Genomic DNA, 19,498 nt, shown 5'->3' on the forward strand with positions numbered 1-19,498 from the left:
GGGGGCGCGGCTGATGGGAGACCCGGGGCAGCGCGGCGTTCCGGCCTTCGGCTGGATCAGGCGCGGCTGGCGCAATGTCCGCGAGGCGGGCGGTGTGCAGCTGGTCGCGACTTTCGTGGTACTATGCGCTGCTCTTTTCATTGCCCGCTTCAGCTGGGTGCTGCCCGACGGCGAGGAGCCGACCCCGCTCACCAGCGAGGCCGAGCGCGCGCTCTATGATCTGCGCGCCTACTACGCCGCCGATCTGGTGGAGCAGGACAGCCGCATCGTGCTGGTGGTCTACACCGACCAGACCCTGATCAATGCGCGCAAGCGCTCCCCGCTCGATCGCGGGATGCTGGCTCGCACGCTGCGCAATCTCGACGGCATGGGGGCAAAGGCGATCGGCATCGATATCCTGTTCGACCAGCCGCAGGACGAGGATGATGATCTGGTCGCTGCGTTAAGGGAGATGGAAACGCCGGTTGCCGTCGCTTACGCCAACCTTGCCACCAACAAGGATGATATTGTCTACGAGCAGCAGCAATATCTCGAGGCTTTCCAGGCGCGGCTGGCAGACAGCAATGCGCGCCCCGCCAGCATCCGGCTCGACAATACTTTCGGCGCCACGCGGGTTTGGCCGGAAATCGTTCCCGATCTGCCGCCTTTGCTCGGGCGGGCCATGCTGGATGATGCAGGCGAGGCGGATGCAGCCTTCGACCGCTATGAGGGCGCGATCGATTATCGCCGGCCCAAGTTCGTCGATGCACCTCTGTTTGCCGCCTTGCAGATTGATCTCTTTGCCGACGCTGACCCGGAGGTGTTGCCCTTCCTCGCCGAACAGATCGCAGGGAAATATATCCTGATCGGCGGCGATATAGTCGATTATGACCGGGTCGAGACGACCTTCACCTCGATCAACGGCGAGGTTCCTGCCGGGATTGCAGTCCATGCCGAGATCATCGCGCAGATGCTGGATAACCGCTACCTTGCGCCCATCCCGGTCTGGGTGCTGTGGGTGATGGCAATACTCGTCGTGCTGAGCGCCGCTTTAACCGCCCTGCTGGAATGGCCGGCGCGAAGGCTCGCGCCCTTCCTGCTGGTCCTGATCCTTGCCTTCATCGGCATTCCGGCGTTCCTGCAAGTGCGCAATGTCGATACCTACGGCCTGCCTGCGGTTGGCTGGCTGGTAGGATGGATCATGGCCTTCGCCGCCGTCACCGCTGCCGCCCGCGCATCCGGCGCGGTACAGCGCAATTTTGCCACCGGAGCGCTGGGCAAGTACATCCCGCGCGACATTGCCCAGGCGATTATCGACAGGCCCGAGCTGCTCTCGCTGGGCGGGGAAAAGCGCGAAATCTTCGTGCTGTTCAGCGACCTCGAGGGCTTCACCAAGATGAGCCATGCGATTCCGCCGGAAATGGTCGCGAAACTGCTGAACCGCTATCTCGACATGCTCAGCCAGGTAGTGCTCGATCATGGCGGCGTGATCGATAAATTCGTCGGCGATGCGGTGGTGGCTTTCTGGGGCGCGCCGATTTCCCGGCCGGATGATGGGGAACGGGCTGCCCGGGCGGGATATGCACTGTGGCAGGCCGGCGAGTCGTTCCGGCGCGAGGTGGCGGCAATGGATGCGGACTTGCCAAGGATCGGCAAGACCCGTGTCGGGCTCCACTACGGCGAGGCGGTGATCGGCAATTTCGGCGGCGCGACCCGTATCCAGTATACTGCTCTGGGCGATTCGATGAACACCGCCGCGCGGTTGGAGGCGGCCAACAAGGCGCTCGATTCGAGCGTGATGGCGAGCCGGGAGTTTGCCGAGGCCTCGGGCCTTGGCTGGTGGCGCCAGATGGGGCGCGTGCGATTGCGCGGGCGGGCGCGGCCGGTCGATCTGTTTGAGCCCGCGCCGGATTTTCCGGACAACGACCGTGCGCTTTTGGCCGACGCTTGCGCTCTTGCGGCGACCGACACGGCCGCGGCCCTCGCGCTGGTGCAGGATGTCGCCGGTCGTCATCCGGATGATTCAGCGCTACGTAATCTGGTAAAGCGGATACAGGAACTGGACGAGGGAGGAACCTATGTTCTCGGCTAGAATGAAACGGACCTTTGCGGCACTGGCTCTGGGCGGCGCGGCGATGGCGCTGCCGGTGGCGGCGATGGCGGGCGTCGTGGTAAAATCAACCGGGCCTTCTTCAGGCAAGTACCCTGTGGGCACCAAGCTTGATGACACCGCCACCATCACTCTCAAGACGGGTGACGTGGTGACTGTGCTGACATCGGACGGCACGCGGGTGATCAAGGGCGCGGGCACCTTCCGCGTTGGCGACCGGCCACAGGTGGCATCGGACCGCTTTGCGTCGCTGACCCGAAAGCGCGCCGCCACGCGTGTGCGCACCGGGGCGGTGCGCGCTCCCGACGACGAGGCGGTCACCAATCCGAGCCTGTGGTATGTCGACATCACCCGTTCAGGCACCATCTGCCTTTACGATTTCGCCACGGTCCGGTTGTGGCGTCCCGGCACTGAAGGCACCGCGACATACAGCATCACCGCCCATGGCGAGAGCCACAGCGAGACCGGCGCACGGGCTGAAGTCACATTTGACGATACGGTCACGGTCGCCGCGCTTGATCCTGTACGCCTGCCTGTGACCGAGGGCGGCCATTACATGATTATCGCACCCGACGGATCGACCAGCGCGGAACTGAATTTCGTGCTGCTTGCCGGTGATTATGAGGCCCCCGACGCCTTGGCCGAGGCGCTCATTTCCAAGGGATGCTCGGTCCAGCTCGAGGCGCTCGCCAACACGCTTGAGGCAGGCGCCGAAACCGCCGGCTGACCTCTGGAGGGCATTGCCCCGTTGTTGCTGGCGGCCACTGCGATCTGAAAAGCGCGGATTGCCTGTTGCATCGTGATGGCAAGCTTGGGAGAAAGGCAGGGGATCTGGTTTTGAGGGAGTCGGCAGCGGGAAAGATTTCCTGGCGCGGCTCTACAAACTCTGACGCAACTGGCCTGCTAGTCTCGACAGACACGGCAGACTGATGGCATGGTGCATCTCGGGGGGGATGAGATGACGAGAGTTCTGGCGAAACTGGTCGCTGGCCTCGCAAGCAGGCCGCAGATCCTGCGCGTGTTCGCAGTGGCGGGTCTTGCTGCGCTCTATCCGGCGGCTAGCGCGATCGGCAATCCGACTTTTGAAGGTGTCGCCAGCTGTGCCGGCTCCACCTGCCACGGGCGCGCGGAAGGGAACGGCGCCGTCGTGCGGCAGGACGAGATTGCCACCTGGCAGGAGCCGTCATCGCCTTCCGGCGCTCACAGCCGCGCCTATGCCGTTCTCGCTGGCAGGCGAGGACAGCAGATTGCTGCCAGCCTCGGGCTCGGCAATGCCACGCAGGCCCCCGCATGCCTTGGCTGCCATTCCACCAATGCCCCCGCAGCGCGGCGCGGCGCCAAGTTCACTGTCACCGACGGGGTCGGATGCGAGAGCTGTCACGGCCCCTCGGGCGGAAGCTGGCTGGCCGAGCATTATGCGCTGCCCGCGACCCATGCATCCAATGTCGCGGCGGGGCTGACCCCGCTTGATAATCCCAAGGCGCGCGCGAATGTCTGCCTTGATTGCCATTACGGATCGGACAAGCCGGGGCAGTTCGTCACCCATGCCATGATGGCGGCGGGCCATCCGCGCGTTTCCTTCGAGCTCGACCTGTTCAGCGCACTGCAGCAGCATCACAATCTCGATGCCGATTACACTGCGAGAAAGGGAGCGCCCAATTCGGTGCGCTTCTGGGCGGTCGGACAGGCCGAAGCGGTGCGCCGCGCAACCAGCCTCTATGCCCAGCCGAAATTCGCCTACGAGGGCGCTTTCCCGCAGTTCTATTTCTATGACTGCCATTCGTGCCACCGCACGATTACCGACGGGCCGAGCCGCAAGCTGACCTTCGAGACCAATCCCGCAAGGCCGATCCCCTTTGGCAACCCACCCTTTAACGACGAGAATATCATCATGCTCTCGGCGGTGGCCGGCGCGCTGGTGCCAGGCGAGGCTGAGGCATTCCGCACCGCTTCGCGCGACTTCCACAAGGCAATGGGTGCAGGCCCCGCCGAGGCGCGCGCGGCAGCGCAGACGCTGGCATCGCGCGCCGGGCGGCTGTCGGATGCGCTGTCGGGGCGGGCCTATGCCAATGCCGATGCCTTCCGGGTGATAGCCACGATCGCAGGGGAGGCTACCGCTCCGCGCTTCACCGATTACGCCGGGTCGGTTCAGGCGGTGATGGCCGTGGACACGCTGCTCAATGCGCTGGTGCGCGAGGGCAGGGTGACGCGCGGTGCCGCGGCAGGCATCCGCGCCGATATCGCCCGCGCCTACAAGGCGGTCGAGGAGCCCAATGCCTATCGTCCGGCCGATTTCCGTAGCGCCTTGAAAGCCGCGGCGAACGCGATCGGCAGGCTGGCCTGACGATGCGCGGGGGGAGGACAATCTGCCTTTTTGCCGGAGCGTTGCTGCTCGCCTCCTGCGGGGGCGGGGACAGCCCATCCAGCAATGGCGGCGCGACCGGCGGTGGCCCCCCGCCTCCGCCGCCTCCGCCGCCGAGCGGGAGTGTCTATTCGATCCCCCCTGCCGAAAGCCTCGGCGCCGCCGATGTCGGTACGGTGATCGCACAGGCTGCCGCCGAGGCCCGCAGCCGCGGCGCCGCAGCCACCATCGCGGTGACAGACAGGGTCGGCAATGTCCTTGCCGTCTTCGCCATGCCCGGCGCAGCGCCGACCGCGAACATTCCCGGCGCGCCCAATGGCGATAACATCGACGTACAGGGTCTGACTATCCCCAGCGCCGGAGCAGCCATCGCCAAGGCCATCACCGGTGCCTACCTCTCGAGCGGCGGCAACGCCTTTTCCACCCGCACCGCGAGCATGATCGTGCAGGAGCATTTCCCCCCTGCGCCGACCACCGCGGGGCTGGAAAGCGGGCCTTTGTTCGGCGTGCAGTTCAGCCAATTGCCGTGCTCCGACCTCTCGGCGCGCGCGAGCGACGGGCTGATCGGGCCGAAGCGCTCGCCGCTCGGCCTTGCGGCGGACCCGGGAGGCTTTCCGCTTTATCGAAATGGCGTGGTCGTGGGCGGTGTCGGCGTCATCGCCGATGGGGTCTACGGGCTCGACACCAATGTGCTCGACCGCGACACCGATCTTGACGAGGCGATCGCGCTGGCAGGCACGGTGGGCTTCGAGGCGCCGGTTGCGATCCGCGCCGACCGCATTACTGCCGATGGCACGTCGCTCCGCTACACCGATATCGAATATCCGCAGATCGGCAGCGTGGCGGGGGCGAGCTTTGCCGGAACCGATGGCGCGCTGGTTCCGGTAACGGGTTACTATAGCGGCGCGGGGCTACTGGCGGGGAGCGCCTACGGGACCGAGGCTTCGGGCATCCGTCCCTCGACACTCGCTGATTTCTCGATCCGCGATGCCTTCGTCCTGTCCGATGGCACGGGTGCCAACCGCTTCCCAGTGCGTGGCGGCACGGATGGTGCTGACCTCTCCGCTCCGATCACCGAGGCCGAAGCGCGCGCGATCCTCGAGGAAGCCTTTACCATCATGAGCCGTGCGCGGGCGCAGATCCGCCAGCCACTGGATAGCCGCGCACAGGTCACGATCAGTCTGGTCGATACCCGCGGGCGGGTGCTGGGCATCGTGCGCTCGCCCGATGCGCCGATCTTCGGCATCGATGTGAGCCTGCAGAAGGCGCGCACCGCGAATTTCTTCTCTGGCAGCTTTGCCGCGAGCGAGTTGCTTGCCGCTCCCGGCGAGGTGCCGCAATTCGTCAGCCGCTTGCGCACTTTCCTTGGCGACCCTCAGGCGCTGACCGGCGCTTTCGCCTTTGCCGATCGTTCGGGCGGGAACCTGTCGCGCCCCTATTTCCCCGATGGCGAGGTGGGCCAGCCGCACGGGCCCCTGTCGCGCCCGATCGCGCAGTTCAACCCCTTCTCCACAGGCCTCCAGAGCGCGCTTGTGCTGGGCAATCTGGCGCAGCATCTGGGCTTTGTTACCGGAGCAAGCGGCACCGACACACCGCGCAATTGCACCGGTTTGCCGGGCGTGGACGGAGGCAATACCCGCCTTGCCAACGGTATCCAGATCTTCCCCGGCTCGGTCCCGGTCTATCGCGGCGGGCAACTGGTTGGCGGTATCGGGGTGTCGGGCGACGGGATCGATCAGGACGACATGATCAGCTTCCTCGGCCTGCATAATGCCGGCCAGCGCGTCGGCGGGATCGGCAATGCGCCCAGGGACATTCGCGCTGATCGCATCGTGGTGCAGGTCGGCAGCCGCCAGGTGCGGCTGCGTTACGTCAATTGCCCTTTCGCGCCGTTCCTCGATAGCGCGGCGCAGAACGTGTGCGAGGGGCTGTAGGATGGCGCTGCTCCTCCCCGCGATGCTGCTGATGCAGGCCGCGCCGCCGCCGCCCGAAGAGATGGCGCCGCCGCTTGCGCCCCCGGGCGAGCAAGCCGCGACCGACTGGGAGCATGATATCCCGCCGGTCGACCCCGAGATCATCGAAGGGCGCGAGCGGCCGGGCTATAATGCCCCGCTGCCCGAGCGGATCGAGCAGGAGAACGAAGGCGCGGTCCGCGCTCCGCCGCCACAGGCCTTCCCGACCGACCAGCTGCCGATCCCCGATCGCTGGCGCCTGATCGAGAGCCTCGGCCTCGTGCGCGAGAGCCTGCTCGATCCCTATAACCAGAACACCTACAAGGGCGACCGTCCGATCAACCCGGACAAGGTGCCGTGGCTGCCGATCAAGGGCGACGACTGGTTCTTCGTCGCCAACCTCATTTCAGATTCGGTCTACGAGCCGCGCACCTTCCCCATTCCCGTCGGCGTGCAGACTACTGAGGACCCCGACCGGATCGACGTGTTCGGCGACGATTTCAGCCAGGTCTTCAGCCAGACCTTCATCGCCGGTTTCGCGCTGCTGAAAGGTTCGACCACCTTCAAGCCGCCGACCATCGAATACCGCCTGACGCTGGCCTACAACGTCAACTATGTCGACGTGCCGGAACGCCGCGTGCTGTTTGTCGAACCCTCGCGCCCCTCGCACCGGCTCGACCAGTTCCTCGGGGTGCAGGAAGCCTTCGTCGATTACCACTTCAGCGAGTTCGACAACGACCGCTTCGATTTCATCTCGATCCGCGCCGGTATCCAGCCGTTCCAGTCGGACTTCCGCGGGTTCCTGTTCAACGACCAGCAATTGGGCGTGCGCCTGTTCGGATCGCGCGACAACAACCGCTTTCAGTTCAACCTCGGGGCGTTCTGGCGGCTGGAGAAGGACACCAATTCGGGCCTCAACGCGATTCTGCGCAGCCCCCGCGACGATTTCGTGTTCGTCGCCAATGCCTATCGCCAGGACTTCCTGATCCCGGCGCTGACCAGCCAGTTCACCGTGGTCTACAACAGGAACCGCGAGGCGGATGACATCCAGATCGACACCAACGGCTTTCCGGTGCGCCCGGCCTTGCTCGGCACGCTCAGAGGCCGCGAATATGACGTGTTCTATCTCGGCTACAACGTCGATGGGCGGGTGGGCCGGGTGAACCTCACGGGTTCTTTCTACTGGGCGCTGGGGGAGGACCGGAACTCCTTCTTCACCGACCGCCCGGCCGATATCAACGCCCAGTTCGCCGCGCTTGAGGCGAGCTATGACAAGGACTGGATGCGCTTCCGCTTGTCGGGTGCCTATGCCAGCGGCGACAGCGATCCCTATGACGACACCGAGGGCGGGTTTGACGCGATCTTCGAGAACCCTGTCTTTGCGGGCGCCGACACGTCCTACTGGATCCGCCAGACCATCCCCTTTGCAGGCGGCGGGCGCGCGGTGGCGGTGAACGGGCGCAACGGCATCCTCAATTCGCTGCGCAGCTCGAAGGAGCAGGGGCAGAGCAATTTCAACAATCCCGGCCTGATGCTGCTGGGCGCGGGCGCGGATTTCGACCTGACGCCGCAGTTCCGCCTCTCCGCCAATGCCAACCACCTGTGGTTCGAGAACACATCGACCTTGCAGGTGCTAAGAAACGAAGGTTCGATCCCGAAGGACATCGGCTTCGACCTCTCTGCAGCAGCGATCTGGCGGCCCAAGGCGACCCAGAACATCGTCATGCGCCTGTCTGCCGCCACGCTGGTTGCGGGCGACGGCTTTCGCGACCTGTTCGACAATCTCGGAGGACAAAGGGAGTTCTACTCCATCCTCGCCAACGTGGTGCTGACCTACTGATGCTTGAGCGTGGCCAATTCTTTATCCGCCATCTCGCGCTGCTGGTTGCGGCAGCCTTCCTCGCGCTCGCAGTGTTCGCGGGCGACACGATGGCGGCGGACAAGGAAAAGCCGGTCAAGCGCGATTATTCGCGCGTCATCGCCCCGCCTGCGCCGCAGCGGCAGTCGGTCGCGGAGATGGAGGCCAAGTCCGAAGGCTGCAACACCTGCCATGTGAAGTCCGACGCGCCGACCATGCACCTCTCGCCCGCCGTGCGGCTTGGCTGCACCGATTGCCATGGCGGCGATGCGACCATTCGCGGGAACAGCGAACTGCCGCACAATCACCCCGATTACGTCGCCGCGCGCGACCGGGCACATGTGCTGCCGAAATATCCCGACAGCTGGCACTTCCCGTCCTCGGCCAATCCCAAGCGCTCCTACGCGCTGCTCAACAAGGAAGCGCCGGAATTCGTCAAGTTCGTGAACCCCTCCGACTACCGCGTCGCGCGCGAGGCCTGCGGGTCGTGCCACATCCAGGCGATTGAGGCTGCGGAACGTTCGATCATGGCGACCGGCGCGATGCTGTGGGGCGGGGCGAGCTACAATAACGGCATCCTGCCGTTCAAGAACTACCTGCTGGGCGAGGCCTATACGCGGAAGGGCGAGCCTGCGAAGATTACCACGCCCGGCGCCGGGCCGGGGGGCAAGCTGAGCGAGGACCAGGTCGCGCGCGGGGTGCTGGCCGAGATGTATCCGCTCCCCACCTGGCACGTGATCCCGCCGGGCGATGTGTTCCGCGTGTTCGAGCGCGGCGGCCGTACCATCAACTCGCAATTCCCCGAAATCGGCCTGCCCAACCCCACGGGGCAGATCCAGCGGCTGGAGGAACCCGGGCGGCCCGATCTGAAGCAATCGAACCGCGGCCCAGGCACGGGGCTTCGGGTGGCGATCCCGGCGCTCAACATCCACAAGACCCGCCTCAACGATCCCTTCACCTGGTTCATGGGCACCAACGACCAGCCGGGCGACTATCGTCATTCGGGCTGCGCATCCTGCCACGTGGTCTATGCCAATGACCGCGAGCCGCGCCATTCGCTGATCTATGCGCAATATGGCCGCGACGGGCAGACCATCACCGTCGATCCGACCATCGCGGGCAAGATCGAGCACGCGGCGGGATACGACAAGAGCAAGCCCGGCCATGGCGCGGTCAAGGAGCCGGGGCATGACGATCATGGCTCTGGCGGCGAGGCCGGGAAGCGCGATGACGACGGCCTCACCATCGGCGGCAAGCTGAAGGAAAAGGGCCACCCGCTCCAGCACGTCTTCACCCGCGCCATCCCGACGAGCCAGTGCATGAACTGCCACATGCACCAGCCCAATATCTTCCTCAATTCCTACCTCGGCTACACCATGTGGGATTACGAGTCCGATGCGCCCGCGATGTGGCCCAAGGAGCAGAAGTACCCCACGGCGGCCGAAGTGCGCGCCGTCACCGACCGCAACCCGGAAGGCGCGGCGCCGCGGGGCAAGTGGGCGGACCTCGATTTCCTGCGCAATGTCTATGACCTGAACCCGGATCTCAAGGACACCCAGTTCGCCGATTATCACGGCCACGGCTGGAACTTCCGCGCGATCTTCAAGCGCGACCGGGAGGGCAATCTGCTCGATGCCGAGGGCAATATCGTCGATCCCGACGATCCGGAGAAATGGCGCAAAGAGGGCGAGGGCAAGTTTGTCCAGCCCGGCACCAACCCGGGCAAGGCGGTGCACCTGATGAGCATCCACGCCGAAGTCGGGATGCAATGCGCCGATTGCCATTACGAACAGGACAGCCACGGCAACGGCCTCATCTATGGCGAGGTGGCGAATGCGATCGAGATCGGCTGCAAGGATTGCCATGGCACGCCCGATGCCTATCCGACGCTGCGCACCAGCGGCCCTGCGGCACCACCTGAAGGCCACAATATGGCCCTGCTGCGCAACCCCGACGGCCAGCGCCGCTTCGAGTGGATCGAAGGCGAGGACGGGCGGCGCAAGCTGATCCAGCGTTCGATCGTCGATCCCAAGCTTTCGTGGGAGGTCAGTCTCGTCAAGGATTCGGTCGATCCGGCAACCCCGGTGTTCAACGCCAAGGCGGCGCGCGCCAAGCTGGTAAGCCGCTACGGCGCGGAGACCGGGAATTTCGAATTCGGCACCGGCATTGCGGAAGGCGACCGCGCGCACCGCGATCCAGAAATGGCCTGCTTCACCTGCCACCTGTCATGGACGACAAGCTGCGGCGGTTGCCACCTGCCGATCGAGGCCAACTGGAAGACCAAGTCCCACCGCTATGAAGGCGGCGAGACGAGGAATTTCGCGACCTACAACCCGCAGGTGGCCCGCGACCAGATGTTCCAGTTGGGCAAGCACCAGACCACCAAGGGCAGCCAGGTTGCCCCGGTGCGTTCGTCCTCGGCGCTGGTGCTGTCCTCGACCAACATCAACCGCGAACGCATCTATGTGCAGCAGCCGCCGATTTCGGCCATCGGCTTCTCGTCACAGGCCTTCGCGCCGCATTTCCCGCATACGGTGAGGAAGACCGAGACCAAGACCTGTTCGGACTGCCACCTCTCGGCCAAGGACGACAACAATGCGATCATGGCGCAGCTGCTGCTGCTCGGCACCAATTACGTCAACTTCGTCGGGCTCAACGCCTGGACCGGTCTGGAGGGCGGCTTCCAAGCCACCCGCGTGACCGAATATGACGAGCCGCAGGCGGTGATCGGCTCCTACCTCCACCGCTACGCCTATCCCGATTACTGGCGCATGCATGTCGAGGACAATGGCCGCGAGCTGAAGAACTGGGTGCGGGGCAAGACCTTCGACAAGAACCTGTCGGGCGAGACCCATCCGTTCGAGGAATTCGTCAATGTCCACGAAGGCACCTCCGACAAGGTCGGCTGCCTGCAATTGCGCGGCGAATACATGTTCGTCGCCGAAGGCAAGGGCGGGTTCACCGCCTATGACGTGGCGAGCATCGCCAACAAGGGCACCTCGGAACGCATCCTCAAGGGACCGTTCTCCGCGCTCGGCCACGATACCAACGTGAAGACGACGAACGCCACCTGCATGGCGCTCGCCACCAACCAGCCGATCGCGCCCGACCGCAACACGCCCGAAATGCGCAACATGAACCAGGAGCAGCCGTTCCTGCCCGTCTACAATTACGCGGTGGTCACCGATAGCGTGGAGGGCCTGATCCTCGTCAACGTCAACACGCTGGCGGACGGCGAATTCCGCAACAACAAGCTCAAGCGGAAGGTCTATGCCGATGGCTCCGATGCCTGGAACCCCGGCGGGGTGCTGAACGGTGCGCGGCATGTGCATCTGGCGGGCGAGGTGGCCTATATCACGGCCGACAAGGGGCTCGTGGTGGTCGATCTCGCCGATCCCGACGCGCCCAAACTCGCCGCCGTGCGGCCCCTTCGCGATGCCCGCGCTTCCGCCATCCAGTTCCGCTACCTATGGGTGTCGGACGCGGACGGGGTGAAGCTGTTCGACGTCACCTCCCTGCGCAATCCGGTCGCGGTGCCCGAGGCGACCGTGCCGCTGGCTGACGCGCGGCGCATCTATGTCGCGCGTACCTATGCCTATGTCGCGGCCAAGGGCGAGGGTCTGGTGATCCTCGATGTCGAGAACCCGCTGAGGCCCCGCATCCACAGCAAGGTGACGCTGGGCGGCAGCCTCAACGATGCCGAGGACGTGATTGTGGGCACCACCAATGCCTCGCTGATCGCCTATGTCGCCGACGGGCGGAACGGGATGAAGGTGCTGCAGCTCACCAGCCCCGATAGCCAGCGCAATTTCTACGGCTTCAGCCCCGCGCCGGTGCCCGAACTGATCGCCTGGGCCAAAACCCCGAGCCCCGCGATTGCGCTCAGCAAGGGGCTCGACCGCGACCGCGCGGTGGACGAGACCGGCGGGCAGATGGCGGTGTTCGGCAGGCTCGGCTCGCGGCCCTTCACCCGGCCCGAGATGGAGCGGCTGTTCATGACCCGCAGCGGCGTGCCGTGGAAGGTTTCGGACGAGGTCGATATGAACCGCTGGGTGGGGGTCGCGCCCCAAGGTGTGCTGCGGGCCGAGGTGCGGCGCTGACGCGCTATTCGCGCTCGGCGAACATGCCTTCGATCATCGGTTGCAGCCCGGCGTGGAAGCGGGCCAGCACCTGCCAGTCACCGACACGCTCGTAATGCGATACCAGCCGCTCCCCGTCCCAGCGGTGGAGCGCATAGGTCGGCGGCTCGGTGGTGATGAGCTCGCGATCATCCGGCACGTCCTTGTCGATCGGCGTCAGGTCCATCGCCACCAGCGGCGCGACCGAGGGCGTCACGCCGAGCGGGATGCCGGCGAACTGCGTCACGATCTGGCGGTGAAGGTGCCCGCAATGGATCGCCTGCACCTGTGATTGCCCGGTCAGCACCTCGCGCAGGCGCTCCATCCATGGCTCGCCCGGCGCGGGGTCCATCCAGTCAATCCCCGCGACCACCGGGGGATGGTGCATGAAGATCAGCGTCGGCGTATCGGGCGCTTCGGCCAGCCGGTCGGCCAGCCAGAGCGAACGCGTTTCGCAAAAGGCGCCGCCGTGGCGACCGTCCTCCAGTGTGTCGAGACAGATGACCCGCAATCCCAGAGGCGCTTCGATGACGTAATGCAGGAAGCCGCCTTCGGCGGGCACGACCTGCGGGAACGCGCCCAGAAGTCCCTCGCGGCTGTCGTGATTGCCGACCAACGGGACAATCGGGAAGGGAACATCGCGCAGCAGATCGGCAGTCTTGGCGAAGCTTTCCGCATCCCCATGATCGGTTATGTCACCCGAAAGCACCAGCATGTCAGGGTGATTGGGGCCGGCCAGCAGCCGGGCGAGGGTCGCGCGGAAGCGGGTGAGGTTCAGTTCCTCGGGCCTTTCGTCTGGCGCGAAGCCGACGTGAATATCCGTCATTTGCGCGATCAGCGCAGCGTGACCGGTTGAGGGAGCGACCCGATCCATCGCTAGGGCTTAGCCCGCGAAAGTTTTGCCGCAACCTTCGTTTCGCCAGCTACGGGCAGGGGGCGGTAGTGCGGATCGTCCTTTGCAGCCTCGGGTGACCACTGGCCGGCAGGGACGTGATAGGCATGGCACATGGCGCAGGACGAGGGGACGATTTTCTTCGTCTTCACCGCACTCGCACCCAAGTGGCAATCGCGGCAGCTCTTGAGGTCCGGGATCAAGAGGTCGGTGGCTGCCTTGGAGGTGTCCGCAGCGTGGCAATCGGTGCATTCTTCCTTCTTGTGCGCCTCGTGGCTGAAGAAGCCCGTCGTCAGGAAGCGATCGGGCAGGTTGACGGCCATCAGGTCGCGCCGGCCGTCCCTGGTGGCGGGCAGGTGGCATTCGGTGCAGATGCCGCCCGGCGCAAGCGCGTTGGAGAGGTCGATAAAGCTGCGCACCGGACGACCGAAATCGGCGGCATAGGCCCCGCCGCGCGCGAACTGGCCGGGACGGGTGCGGTTCGAAGCAGGCGTGGCGCGCGGGCCGGAACCGATCCTTGCAAGGTCTTCTGCCAGATCCTTCACATCGCCGTGGCGCAGCTTGCTGAACCCGCCCGCTGCGGTGCGCCCCGAAACGAGGCTGTGGCAGCTCTCGCAGGCGTCTTCCATCTTCACTTCCGTGAACGAGATTTTGTCAGGCGTGAGGCTGTGGCAGTCCTTGCATTCGAGCGGCGAGCCATAATCAGGCAGGCTCACCGCCATGCGCGCCGCGCCGCCTTTCGCATCCATATGCACATCATGCGGGAACTTGAGGCCGCTTTTCTCCACCGGCGTGCTGCCGGGCGCAGCGCGCACCGGCTTTGCTGCACCGAAGCTGGCGTAATAGGCCGGGCGGAATTGCGGGTGCGCCTTGCCGAAATCATGCGCATCGGCAAGCCTCGTGTCGGTCAGGCGTGTGTCGAGATCGCTATGGCAATCCGAACAGAAAGCCTCGCTCGCCGGTTGCTGGCGCACTTCGCCTTCGTGCTCGGTGTGGCACGAAACACAGCCCAGCGGGCCTTCCTTGCCGAGGCTTTGCGCGATCCGCCATTGCAGCGCATCGCCGGTGGAGAGCGACGGCATCCCTGCGGCGAGGCGGCCCGCCCTGGCGTGATCGCCGGTGCCTTCGTGGCAGCTGATGCAGGTTTCATCCTGCACGCTTTCGAATGCGGCGACATGGCAGCTTTCGCAATTATCCTCGAGACTGTGGTGCCTGAGCGACAGATCGCCAGTCGACCAGGCCGCATCCATCACCACCTGCCCGGGTGTTTCGCCCTTTGGATCGTTTTTGACCGGCGTGCGCAGCAGGTGGCTGGCCACGGGAACCATCAGCAGAAGCAGCATGATCGCGCCCGCGAAGATCCAGCTCACGGAACGCTTTGACGGCAGCTTTGATGCAAGCGAGAAGCCGCGCAGCACGTCGCCCTTGCCCTCATCCGCCACCACCTGGCGGATGGTGACCGAGATGGTCCCGTCGCTCTCGCGCGCGACTGCCAGACGCGCCGCCCCGAGCGCGATTTCGCCGCCGGTTCGCGGCTCGATCGTCCCCTCGGTGACAGTGCGTCCGTCGAGCCCGAATCCCAGCGTCCCTACGGCCGAGACCGCCAGTGTGCCGTCGGGCCGGGTGTCGATGCGCACATGGCGCTGCTCGACTGCAAGATCGGGCAGGTGGATATCATTTTCCGCCGCGCGGCCGATGGTCAGGCCGGCCTGCTCCACCACCCGGTCGCGGATGATTTCGCGTCCGGCTGCAGTGAAATCGATGGTGCGGATCAGGAACGCCATTGCCTGCGCCTTACCAGTAGAAGAACACGCTGATCACGTGGGCGACAAGCGCGGCGATCAAGGCGATGGTGAGCGGAATGTGGATGAACAGCCAGATCTCGAGCAGTGCGCGGATACGCAGCTGCTGCCGGATCTGGGCGAGCTGTTCGCGGCGCTTCTCCAGCAGGGCGACGACCCGTTGTTCGGCTTCGGATTGCCGGCCCATGCCGCCGAGCGCGCACGCCGTGGCGCAGCCGGGATAGCGTCCGGTCAGCCGGGCCAGCGCGCCGCCGGAAAACACGTCCTGCCCCAGTGCATTGATCACCAGGTCGGCCTCGGTGCGCTCGAGCGGCTGGGCCGCGCTTTCCAGCTGGCGGTCGATTGCGGTCAACGCCTCGATCATCTGCGCGCGGGTCATCTCCTTGCGATTGGCGCTGAGGCTCGCGGGCAGGGTGGCGTAGGCGATCACGCCATAAATGCCGGTAATGATCACCAGCAGCATCAGCACATAGGCTAGCGTGTGGACGTTCCAGCCGATCTGGAAGCCGGTGTGGAGCGTGCCGATCACGATCAGCGAAAGGCCGAGATAGACATGGGCCGAAGTCCAGGCCTTGAGGCTCCATTGTCCCGTGGTGATCCGGCGTTTCCTGACGCCCAGCAGCGAGAGCCAGACGATCAGCCCAAAACCGATGGTTCCAAGCGTGTAGCCGTACCACGAGCCGCCATTGGGGCGTGGCTGCTGGTCGATCATCAGGTAGCCGAGAATTGCAGTGCCGCACAGGGCAAGGGCGACCCAGAGCCAGCGGAAGCCGCGGTGCTTCAGAAAGCTGACGTGGTCGGAATCCCGCCGCTTCTCGTCCTGCGTGAACCGCCCCGTGCCCCCTGCTTTCGTCGCCATCATTCGGCGTCCTCGGTGAGCTTGGTGAAGGTCAGGAACTTGTCCGGGCTGACACGGATTGCTGCACCCGTCGGGCAGGCGCGCACGCAGGCCGGACCGCCGTCGATCCCCGCGCACATGTCGCACTTGATCGCCAGCTTGGCCTTGGCCACCCCTTCTTCCTCGGCCTTCTTCTTGCGCCAGCTATAGGGCGCCTCGCCCGGTCCGGGACCCGAGCCGAACAGCATCCATTGCAGCAGGCTCGGCTTTTTCGGGGGCTTCGCATCCATGCGGATCACGCCATAGGGGCAGTTCCTCTGGCAATTGCCGCAGCCGATGCAGGTTTCATCGATGAACACCTCGCCGTCCGGCCCGCGCTTGATCGCGTTGGGCGGGCAGTCGGCCATGCAATGCGGGTGCTCGCAGTGGCGGCATGACGTCGGCACGTGCAGGTGGGCATAGGTGCGTCCGGCCTCGCGGTCGAGGCGCGAAAGGCCATCATGGCTGTCGGCACAGGCCTTCTCGCAATTGTCGCAGCCGATACACAGCTTTTCGTCGATCAGCAGCACGTCGGTCGCCTCGCCGATGCCGTTGTCGACGAGGAAGGCGGCAGTCTGCGAATAGAGATCGACCGCGCCGGAGAATTCGTCCTTGCGGCTTTCGATGAAGGCATTGGTGGCGCGGCGCCCGGCCATGTCCTTCATGGCGCGCTCGCGCAGGGCAGGGTTCGCGTCGAGCAGGTCGAGAAAGCCCTGGCCGGGGAGGCGGATGACCTCCGACTTGATCGCCGCCTTGACCGTCGCCGTGCGGGTCGAGCCGTCGATCACGGCCATCTCGCCGAAATAGGAGCCGGCGGGCAGGTAGGACAGGAACACCGGACGATCGCCGATCTGCTTCTCCACGATCATCGACCCGCGGCGGACGATGAACACGTCCTTGTCATCCGCGCCTTCGGTGACGATCACTTGGCCCGCGCGCGCCTGCACCACTTCGGCGCTTGCGACGAGCGGGGCGACATCCTCGCGGGTGAGGCCGGAGCCGAACATCTGCAGCAATTGCCGCTCGATCGAGATGGCATTGACGGCTCGCGCCGCGCCGGGCGACGTTGCAAGAAGTTTCAGCGCCGCGGTGCGCGACAGTTCCAGAGCGACCACCGGTTCGGCAGCACGCACTGTCGCGCCGCGGCGGCGTCCCGAAATCAGGCCCACTTCGCCAAAGATCGAGCCCTGTTCGATAGGCACCGTTACCGAGGGATCGGCGGGATTGACCTCGACCGCGACCGAGCCCTCGGCAATCGCGAACATCGATGAACCCGGCTCGTTGCGGCGGAAGATAACCTCGCCCGGCTCATAGGCATGGCAGGTCGAATCCAGCAGCAATTCGCGCAGCTGCAGGGTCGAGAGGTCATTAAGGATCAGGACGTTCCTGCCGAACACTTCCAGCCATTCCTCGACGCTGCGATTGCCGGGGAGCCGGGCGAACTTCTCGGCCAGAATCGGCTCGTCGGCGGGCTTGAGGTCGTGGTTCCCGTTCAGGAACTCGATCACGTCATAGCCCTGGTTCATGCAGTGCTTGATCAGCGGATAGCCCGCCAGCGCGCCGATCACGTGGATGCCGGGCGTGGTGGTTTCGAACACCGGCGACAATTTCGGAAAGGCGCCGGGTTCGGGGCTGGAGAATTCGATCCCCATTGCCTCGACAAATCCCCGCGGCGGCTGCGAGCCGGTGCGCGCGATAATCCGGTTGCAGCGGATCGCCTCCTGTCCGTCGCGGGTGTCGAGCAGCAGTTCGTTCTCGCGCACTTCGGCAGGCGTGGTTTCGCGCCGCACAATTACCCTGCCTTCACGCTCGGCTTCTTCGAGCAGCGCGACATTGGCTGCCTTGGCGCGGGCGAAATCGGCCGAGCGGTTGAGGATCGTCACCACGTTGCGCTGGGCCGGGTCGGCGGCAAGGCCCAGCGCGTTTTCGATGCCTGCATCGCCTGATCCGACCACGGTGATGTGTTCATCATAATACTCGCCGGGATCGTCGAGCTGGTACTGGATGATCGGCGAATCTGCACCGGGACAGCGTAGCTTGTTGGGGTTGCCCTGCGTGCCGATCGCGAGGACCACCGCCTCGGCCTTGATCACCTCGCCATTGCGCAAGTGGATGCTAAACGCGCCCTTCTTGCCCTCGATCTTCGCGACCTCGGCATGGAGCATCACGTTGACCTTGTGGCCCGCGATCTGTTCGTCCCAGATGCCGAGGATCGTTTCGCGCTTGCCCGCCTCGAAATCGATGTCGGAACGCAGCACCAGATTGCTGGGCGTCGCCATGACATGCTTGCCCTTCTGGTATTTGAAGATCGTGTCGGAAAGGTGGTCGGTCTTTTCCAGCAGGACGTGGCTCATGCCGAGTGCAGCGGCACGCGCGGCAGCGCTCAGGCCGGCTGGACCCGATCCGACGATGGCGACCTTGAACATTCCGGCCAACTATCCTCCCCCCTTCGCGGATAGATCGAACCCTCGAAGACACCATACCCAAATGTGCCTTCGATGCCAGAGCGAATTGCCCCGATTTGCCGCCGGTGCTAGCTCCCTGACCATGGATACGAAGGAAAAGGCACCCGCCGAAGGGGCATCGAAGGCGGGTTGGATCCTGCTGGGCGCAGCACTGGTGCTGGCGGCAGGCTCGATCGGCTACAATGTCTATGGCGGCGCAGGTGGCGGTGATGCGCCCGCGTCGGTCGATGGGGCCGCGCCCTCGATCGAGGATCTGCGCAAGGCCGCCGAGGCGGCATCGGACGATGCCGGGCCGTGGGCCGATCTTGCATTTGCCCACTTCAGGCAGGGTCAGTTTGCCGAGGCCGCGACCGCTTATGCCCGCGCTGCGGAGATCGCACCCGAAGATGCTGTGCTGCATTCCGCGCTGGGCGAGGCACTGGTCATGGCGAGCAGCCGCGATCCTCTGCCTCCGCAGGCGCTCGCGGCCTTCGAGAAGGCGCTGGCGCTCGACCCGAGCGATCCGCGCGCGCGCTACTTCATGGGCGTCAAGAAGGATATCGACAAGGATCACGAGGGCGCGATTGCCGCCTGGCTCGATCTGCTCGCCGATACGCCGCCGGGTGCGCCGTGGGAGGCGGACCTCGTGCGCACCATCGAACAGGTCGGCAAGATAAATGGAATCGACGTCGCCCCGCGCATCGCCAAGGTGCAGGAAGGCCGCCAGCCGCCTCTGCTCGCGCCCGGCCCGGGCAGTCTTGCCGCCGATGCCGGCGCGCCGGATGTGCGCGGCCCGAGCGCGGCGGAAGTTGCGGCAGCAGGCGCGATGACCCCCAGCCAGCAGCGCGAAATGGCCGAAGGGATGGTCGCGCAGCTCGAAGGCCGGTTGCAGGAGAATCCGGGCAATCTCGATGGCTGGGTGATGCTGATGCGCAGCCGCATGACACTGGGCGAACCGGCCAAGGCCAAGGCCGCACTCGAGGCGGCGATCAAGGCCAATCCGGCGGAGGCGGCGGAACTCAGGCGACAGGCGCAGGCGCTGGGGATCGGCTAGCGCAGGCGACAGCTTTCTGCGAACCGCGCGCGCATTGCCAAGGGGGGCTC

The 19,498-nt window shown here is 65.3% G+C and carries 11 protein-coding genes; 7 read left to right on the forward strand and 4 right to left on the reverse strand.

The features are described from left to right. Nucleotides 1-13: 13 nt before the first annotated feature. The 6 genes from I603_RS12730 to I603_RS12755 all read left to right on the forward strand — a co-directional run bounded on the left by I603_RS12730 (nt 14) and on the right by I603_RS12755 (nt 12,361). Nucleotides 14-2,071 (forward strand): adenylate/guanylate cyclase domain-containing protein, encoded by a 2,058-nt coding sequence (locus I603_RS12730; protein ID WP_068865606.1) that lies wholly within the window; start codon nt 14-16, stop codon nt 2,069-2,071. Between the two features lies 1 nt (nt 2,072). Further along, nucleotides 2,073-2,816 carry a hypothetical protein gene (locus I603_RS12735; protein WP_068865607.1) on the forward strand — a complete coding sequence of 248 codons (744 nt, stop codon included), beginning with the start codon at nt 2,073-2,075 and terminating at the stop codon, nt 2,814-2,816. Nucleotides 2,817-3,047: 231 nt separating this feature from the next. After that, nucleotides 3,048-4,433, forward strand: a complete 1,386-nt coding sequence (locus tag I603_RS12740; RefSeq protein ID WP_068865738.1) for a multiheme c-type cytochrome — start codon at nt 3,048-3,050, stop codon at nt 4,431-4,433. Between the two features lie 2 nt (nt 4,434-4,435). Beyond that, complete coding sequence (locus I603_RS12745; protein WP_068865608.1) at nt 4,436-6,385, forward strand: heme-binding protein; 1,950 nt, start codon at nt 4,436-4,438, stop codon at nt 6,383-6,385. 7 nt (nt 6,386-6,392) lie between these two features. After that, entirely contained in the window at nt 6,393-8,243 is a 1,851-nt protein-coding gene (locus tag I603_RS12750; RefSeq protein ID WP_068865739.1) for a hypothetical protein, read from the forward strand. Further along, nucleotides 8,243-12,361, forward strand: a complete 4,119-nt coding sequence (locus I603_RS12755; RefSeq protein ID WP_086621893.1) for an LVIVD repeat-containing protein — start codon at nt 8,243-8,245, stop codon at nt 12,359-12,361. Before I603_RS12750 ends, I603_RS12755 begins: the two co-directional genes overlap by 1 nt. Nucleotides 12,362-12,365: 4 nt before the next feature. On the opposite strand, the gene I603_RS12760 is transcribed toward I603_RS12755, so the two are convergent. From I603_RS12760 to I603_RS12775, 4 genes are read right to left on the reverse strand one after another with little or no spacing between them, the layout of a single operon-like run. Continuing rightward, complete coding sequence (locus I603_RS12760; RefSeq protein WP_232305390.1) at nt 12,366-13,205, reverse strand: metallophosphoesterase; 840 nt, start codon at nt 13,203-13,205, stop codon at nt 12,366-12,368. Nucleotides 13,206-13,255: 50 nt separating this feature from the next. Next, complete coding sequence (locus I603_RS12765; protein ID WP_068865610.1) at nt 13,256-15,055, reverse strand: cytochrome c3 family protein; 1,800 nt, start codon at nt 15,053-15,055, stop codon at nt 13,256-13,258. 10 nt (nt 15,056-15,065) lie between these two features. After that, entirely contained in the window at nt 15,066-15,932 is an 867-nt protein-coding gene (locus I603_RS12770; RefSeq protein WP_068865741.1) for a hypothetical protein, read from the reverse strand. Next, nucleotides 15,932-18,376 (reverse strand): cyclic nucleotide-binding domain-containing protein, encoded by a 2,445-nt coding sequence (locus tag I603_RS12775; protein WP_068865611.1) that lies wholly within the window; start codon nt 18,374-18,376, stop codon nt 15,932-15,934. Before I603_RS12775 ends, I603_RS12770 begins: the two co-directional genes overlap by 1 nt. Before the next feature lie 121 nt (nt 18,377-18,497). On the opposite strand from I603_RS12775, the gene I603_RS12780 reads away from it, so the two are divergent. Further along, nucleotides 18,498-19,448, forward strand: coding sequence for a tetratricopeptide repeat protein (locus I603_RS12780; protein ID WP_068865612.1), 951 nt, complete (start codon nt 18,498-18,500; stop codon nt 19,446-19,448). Nucleotides 19,449-19,498: the final 50 nt, after the last annotated feature.

The organism is Erythrobacter dokdonensis DSW-74, assembly GCF_001677335.1.
GTDB classification, from domain to species: Bacteria; Pseudomonadota; Alphaproteobacteria; order Sphingomonadales; family Sphingomonadaceae; genus Erythrobacter; species Erythrobacter dokdonensis.

Coding starts and splice junctions, on each gene's coding strand:
- I603_RS12735 (WP_068865607.1), top strand. CDS start 2,073: ATGAAACGGACCTTTGCGGCACTGGCTCTGGGCGGCGCGGCGATGGCG.
- I603_RS12780 (WP_068865612.1), top strand. CDS start 18,498: ATGGATACGAAGGAAAAGGCACCCGCCGAAGGGGCATCGAAGGCGGGT.
- I603_RS12745 (WP_068865608.1), top strand. CDS start 4,436: ATGCGCGGGGGGAGGACAATCTGCCTTTTTGCCGGAGCGTTGCTGCTC.
- I603_RS12775 (WP_068865611.1), bottom strand. CDS start 18,376: ATGTTCAAGGTCGCCATCGTCGGATCGGGTCCAGCCGGCCTGAGCGCT.
- I603_RS12730 (WP_068865606.1), top strand. CDS start 14: ATGGGAGACCCGGGGCAGCGCGGCGTTCCGGCCTTCGGCTGGATCAGG.
- I603_RS12755 (WP_086621893.1), top strand. CDS start 8,243: ATGCTTGAGCGTGGCCAATTCTTTATCCGCCATCTCGCGCTGCTGGTT.
- I603_RS12760 (WP_232305390.1), bottom strand. CDS start 13,205: ATGACGGATATTCACGTCGGCTTCGCGCCAGACGAAAGGCCCGAGGAA.
- I603_RS12765 (WP_068865610.1), bottom strand. CDS start 15,055: ATGGCGTTCCTGATCCGCACCATCGATTTCACTGCAGCCGGACGCGAA.
- I603_RS12740 (WP_068865738.1), top strand. CDS start 3,048: ATGACGAGAGTTCTGGCGAAACTGGTCGCTGGCCTCGCAAGCAGGCCG.
- I603_RS12770 (WP_068865741.1), bottom strand. CDS start 15,932: ATGGCGACGAAAGCAGGGGGCACGGGGCGGTTCACGCAGGACGAGAAG.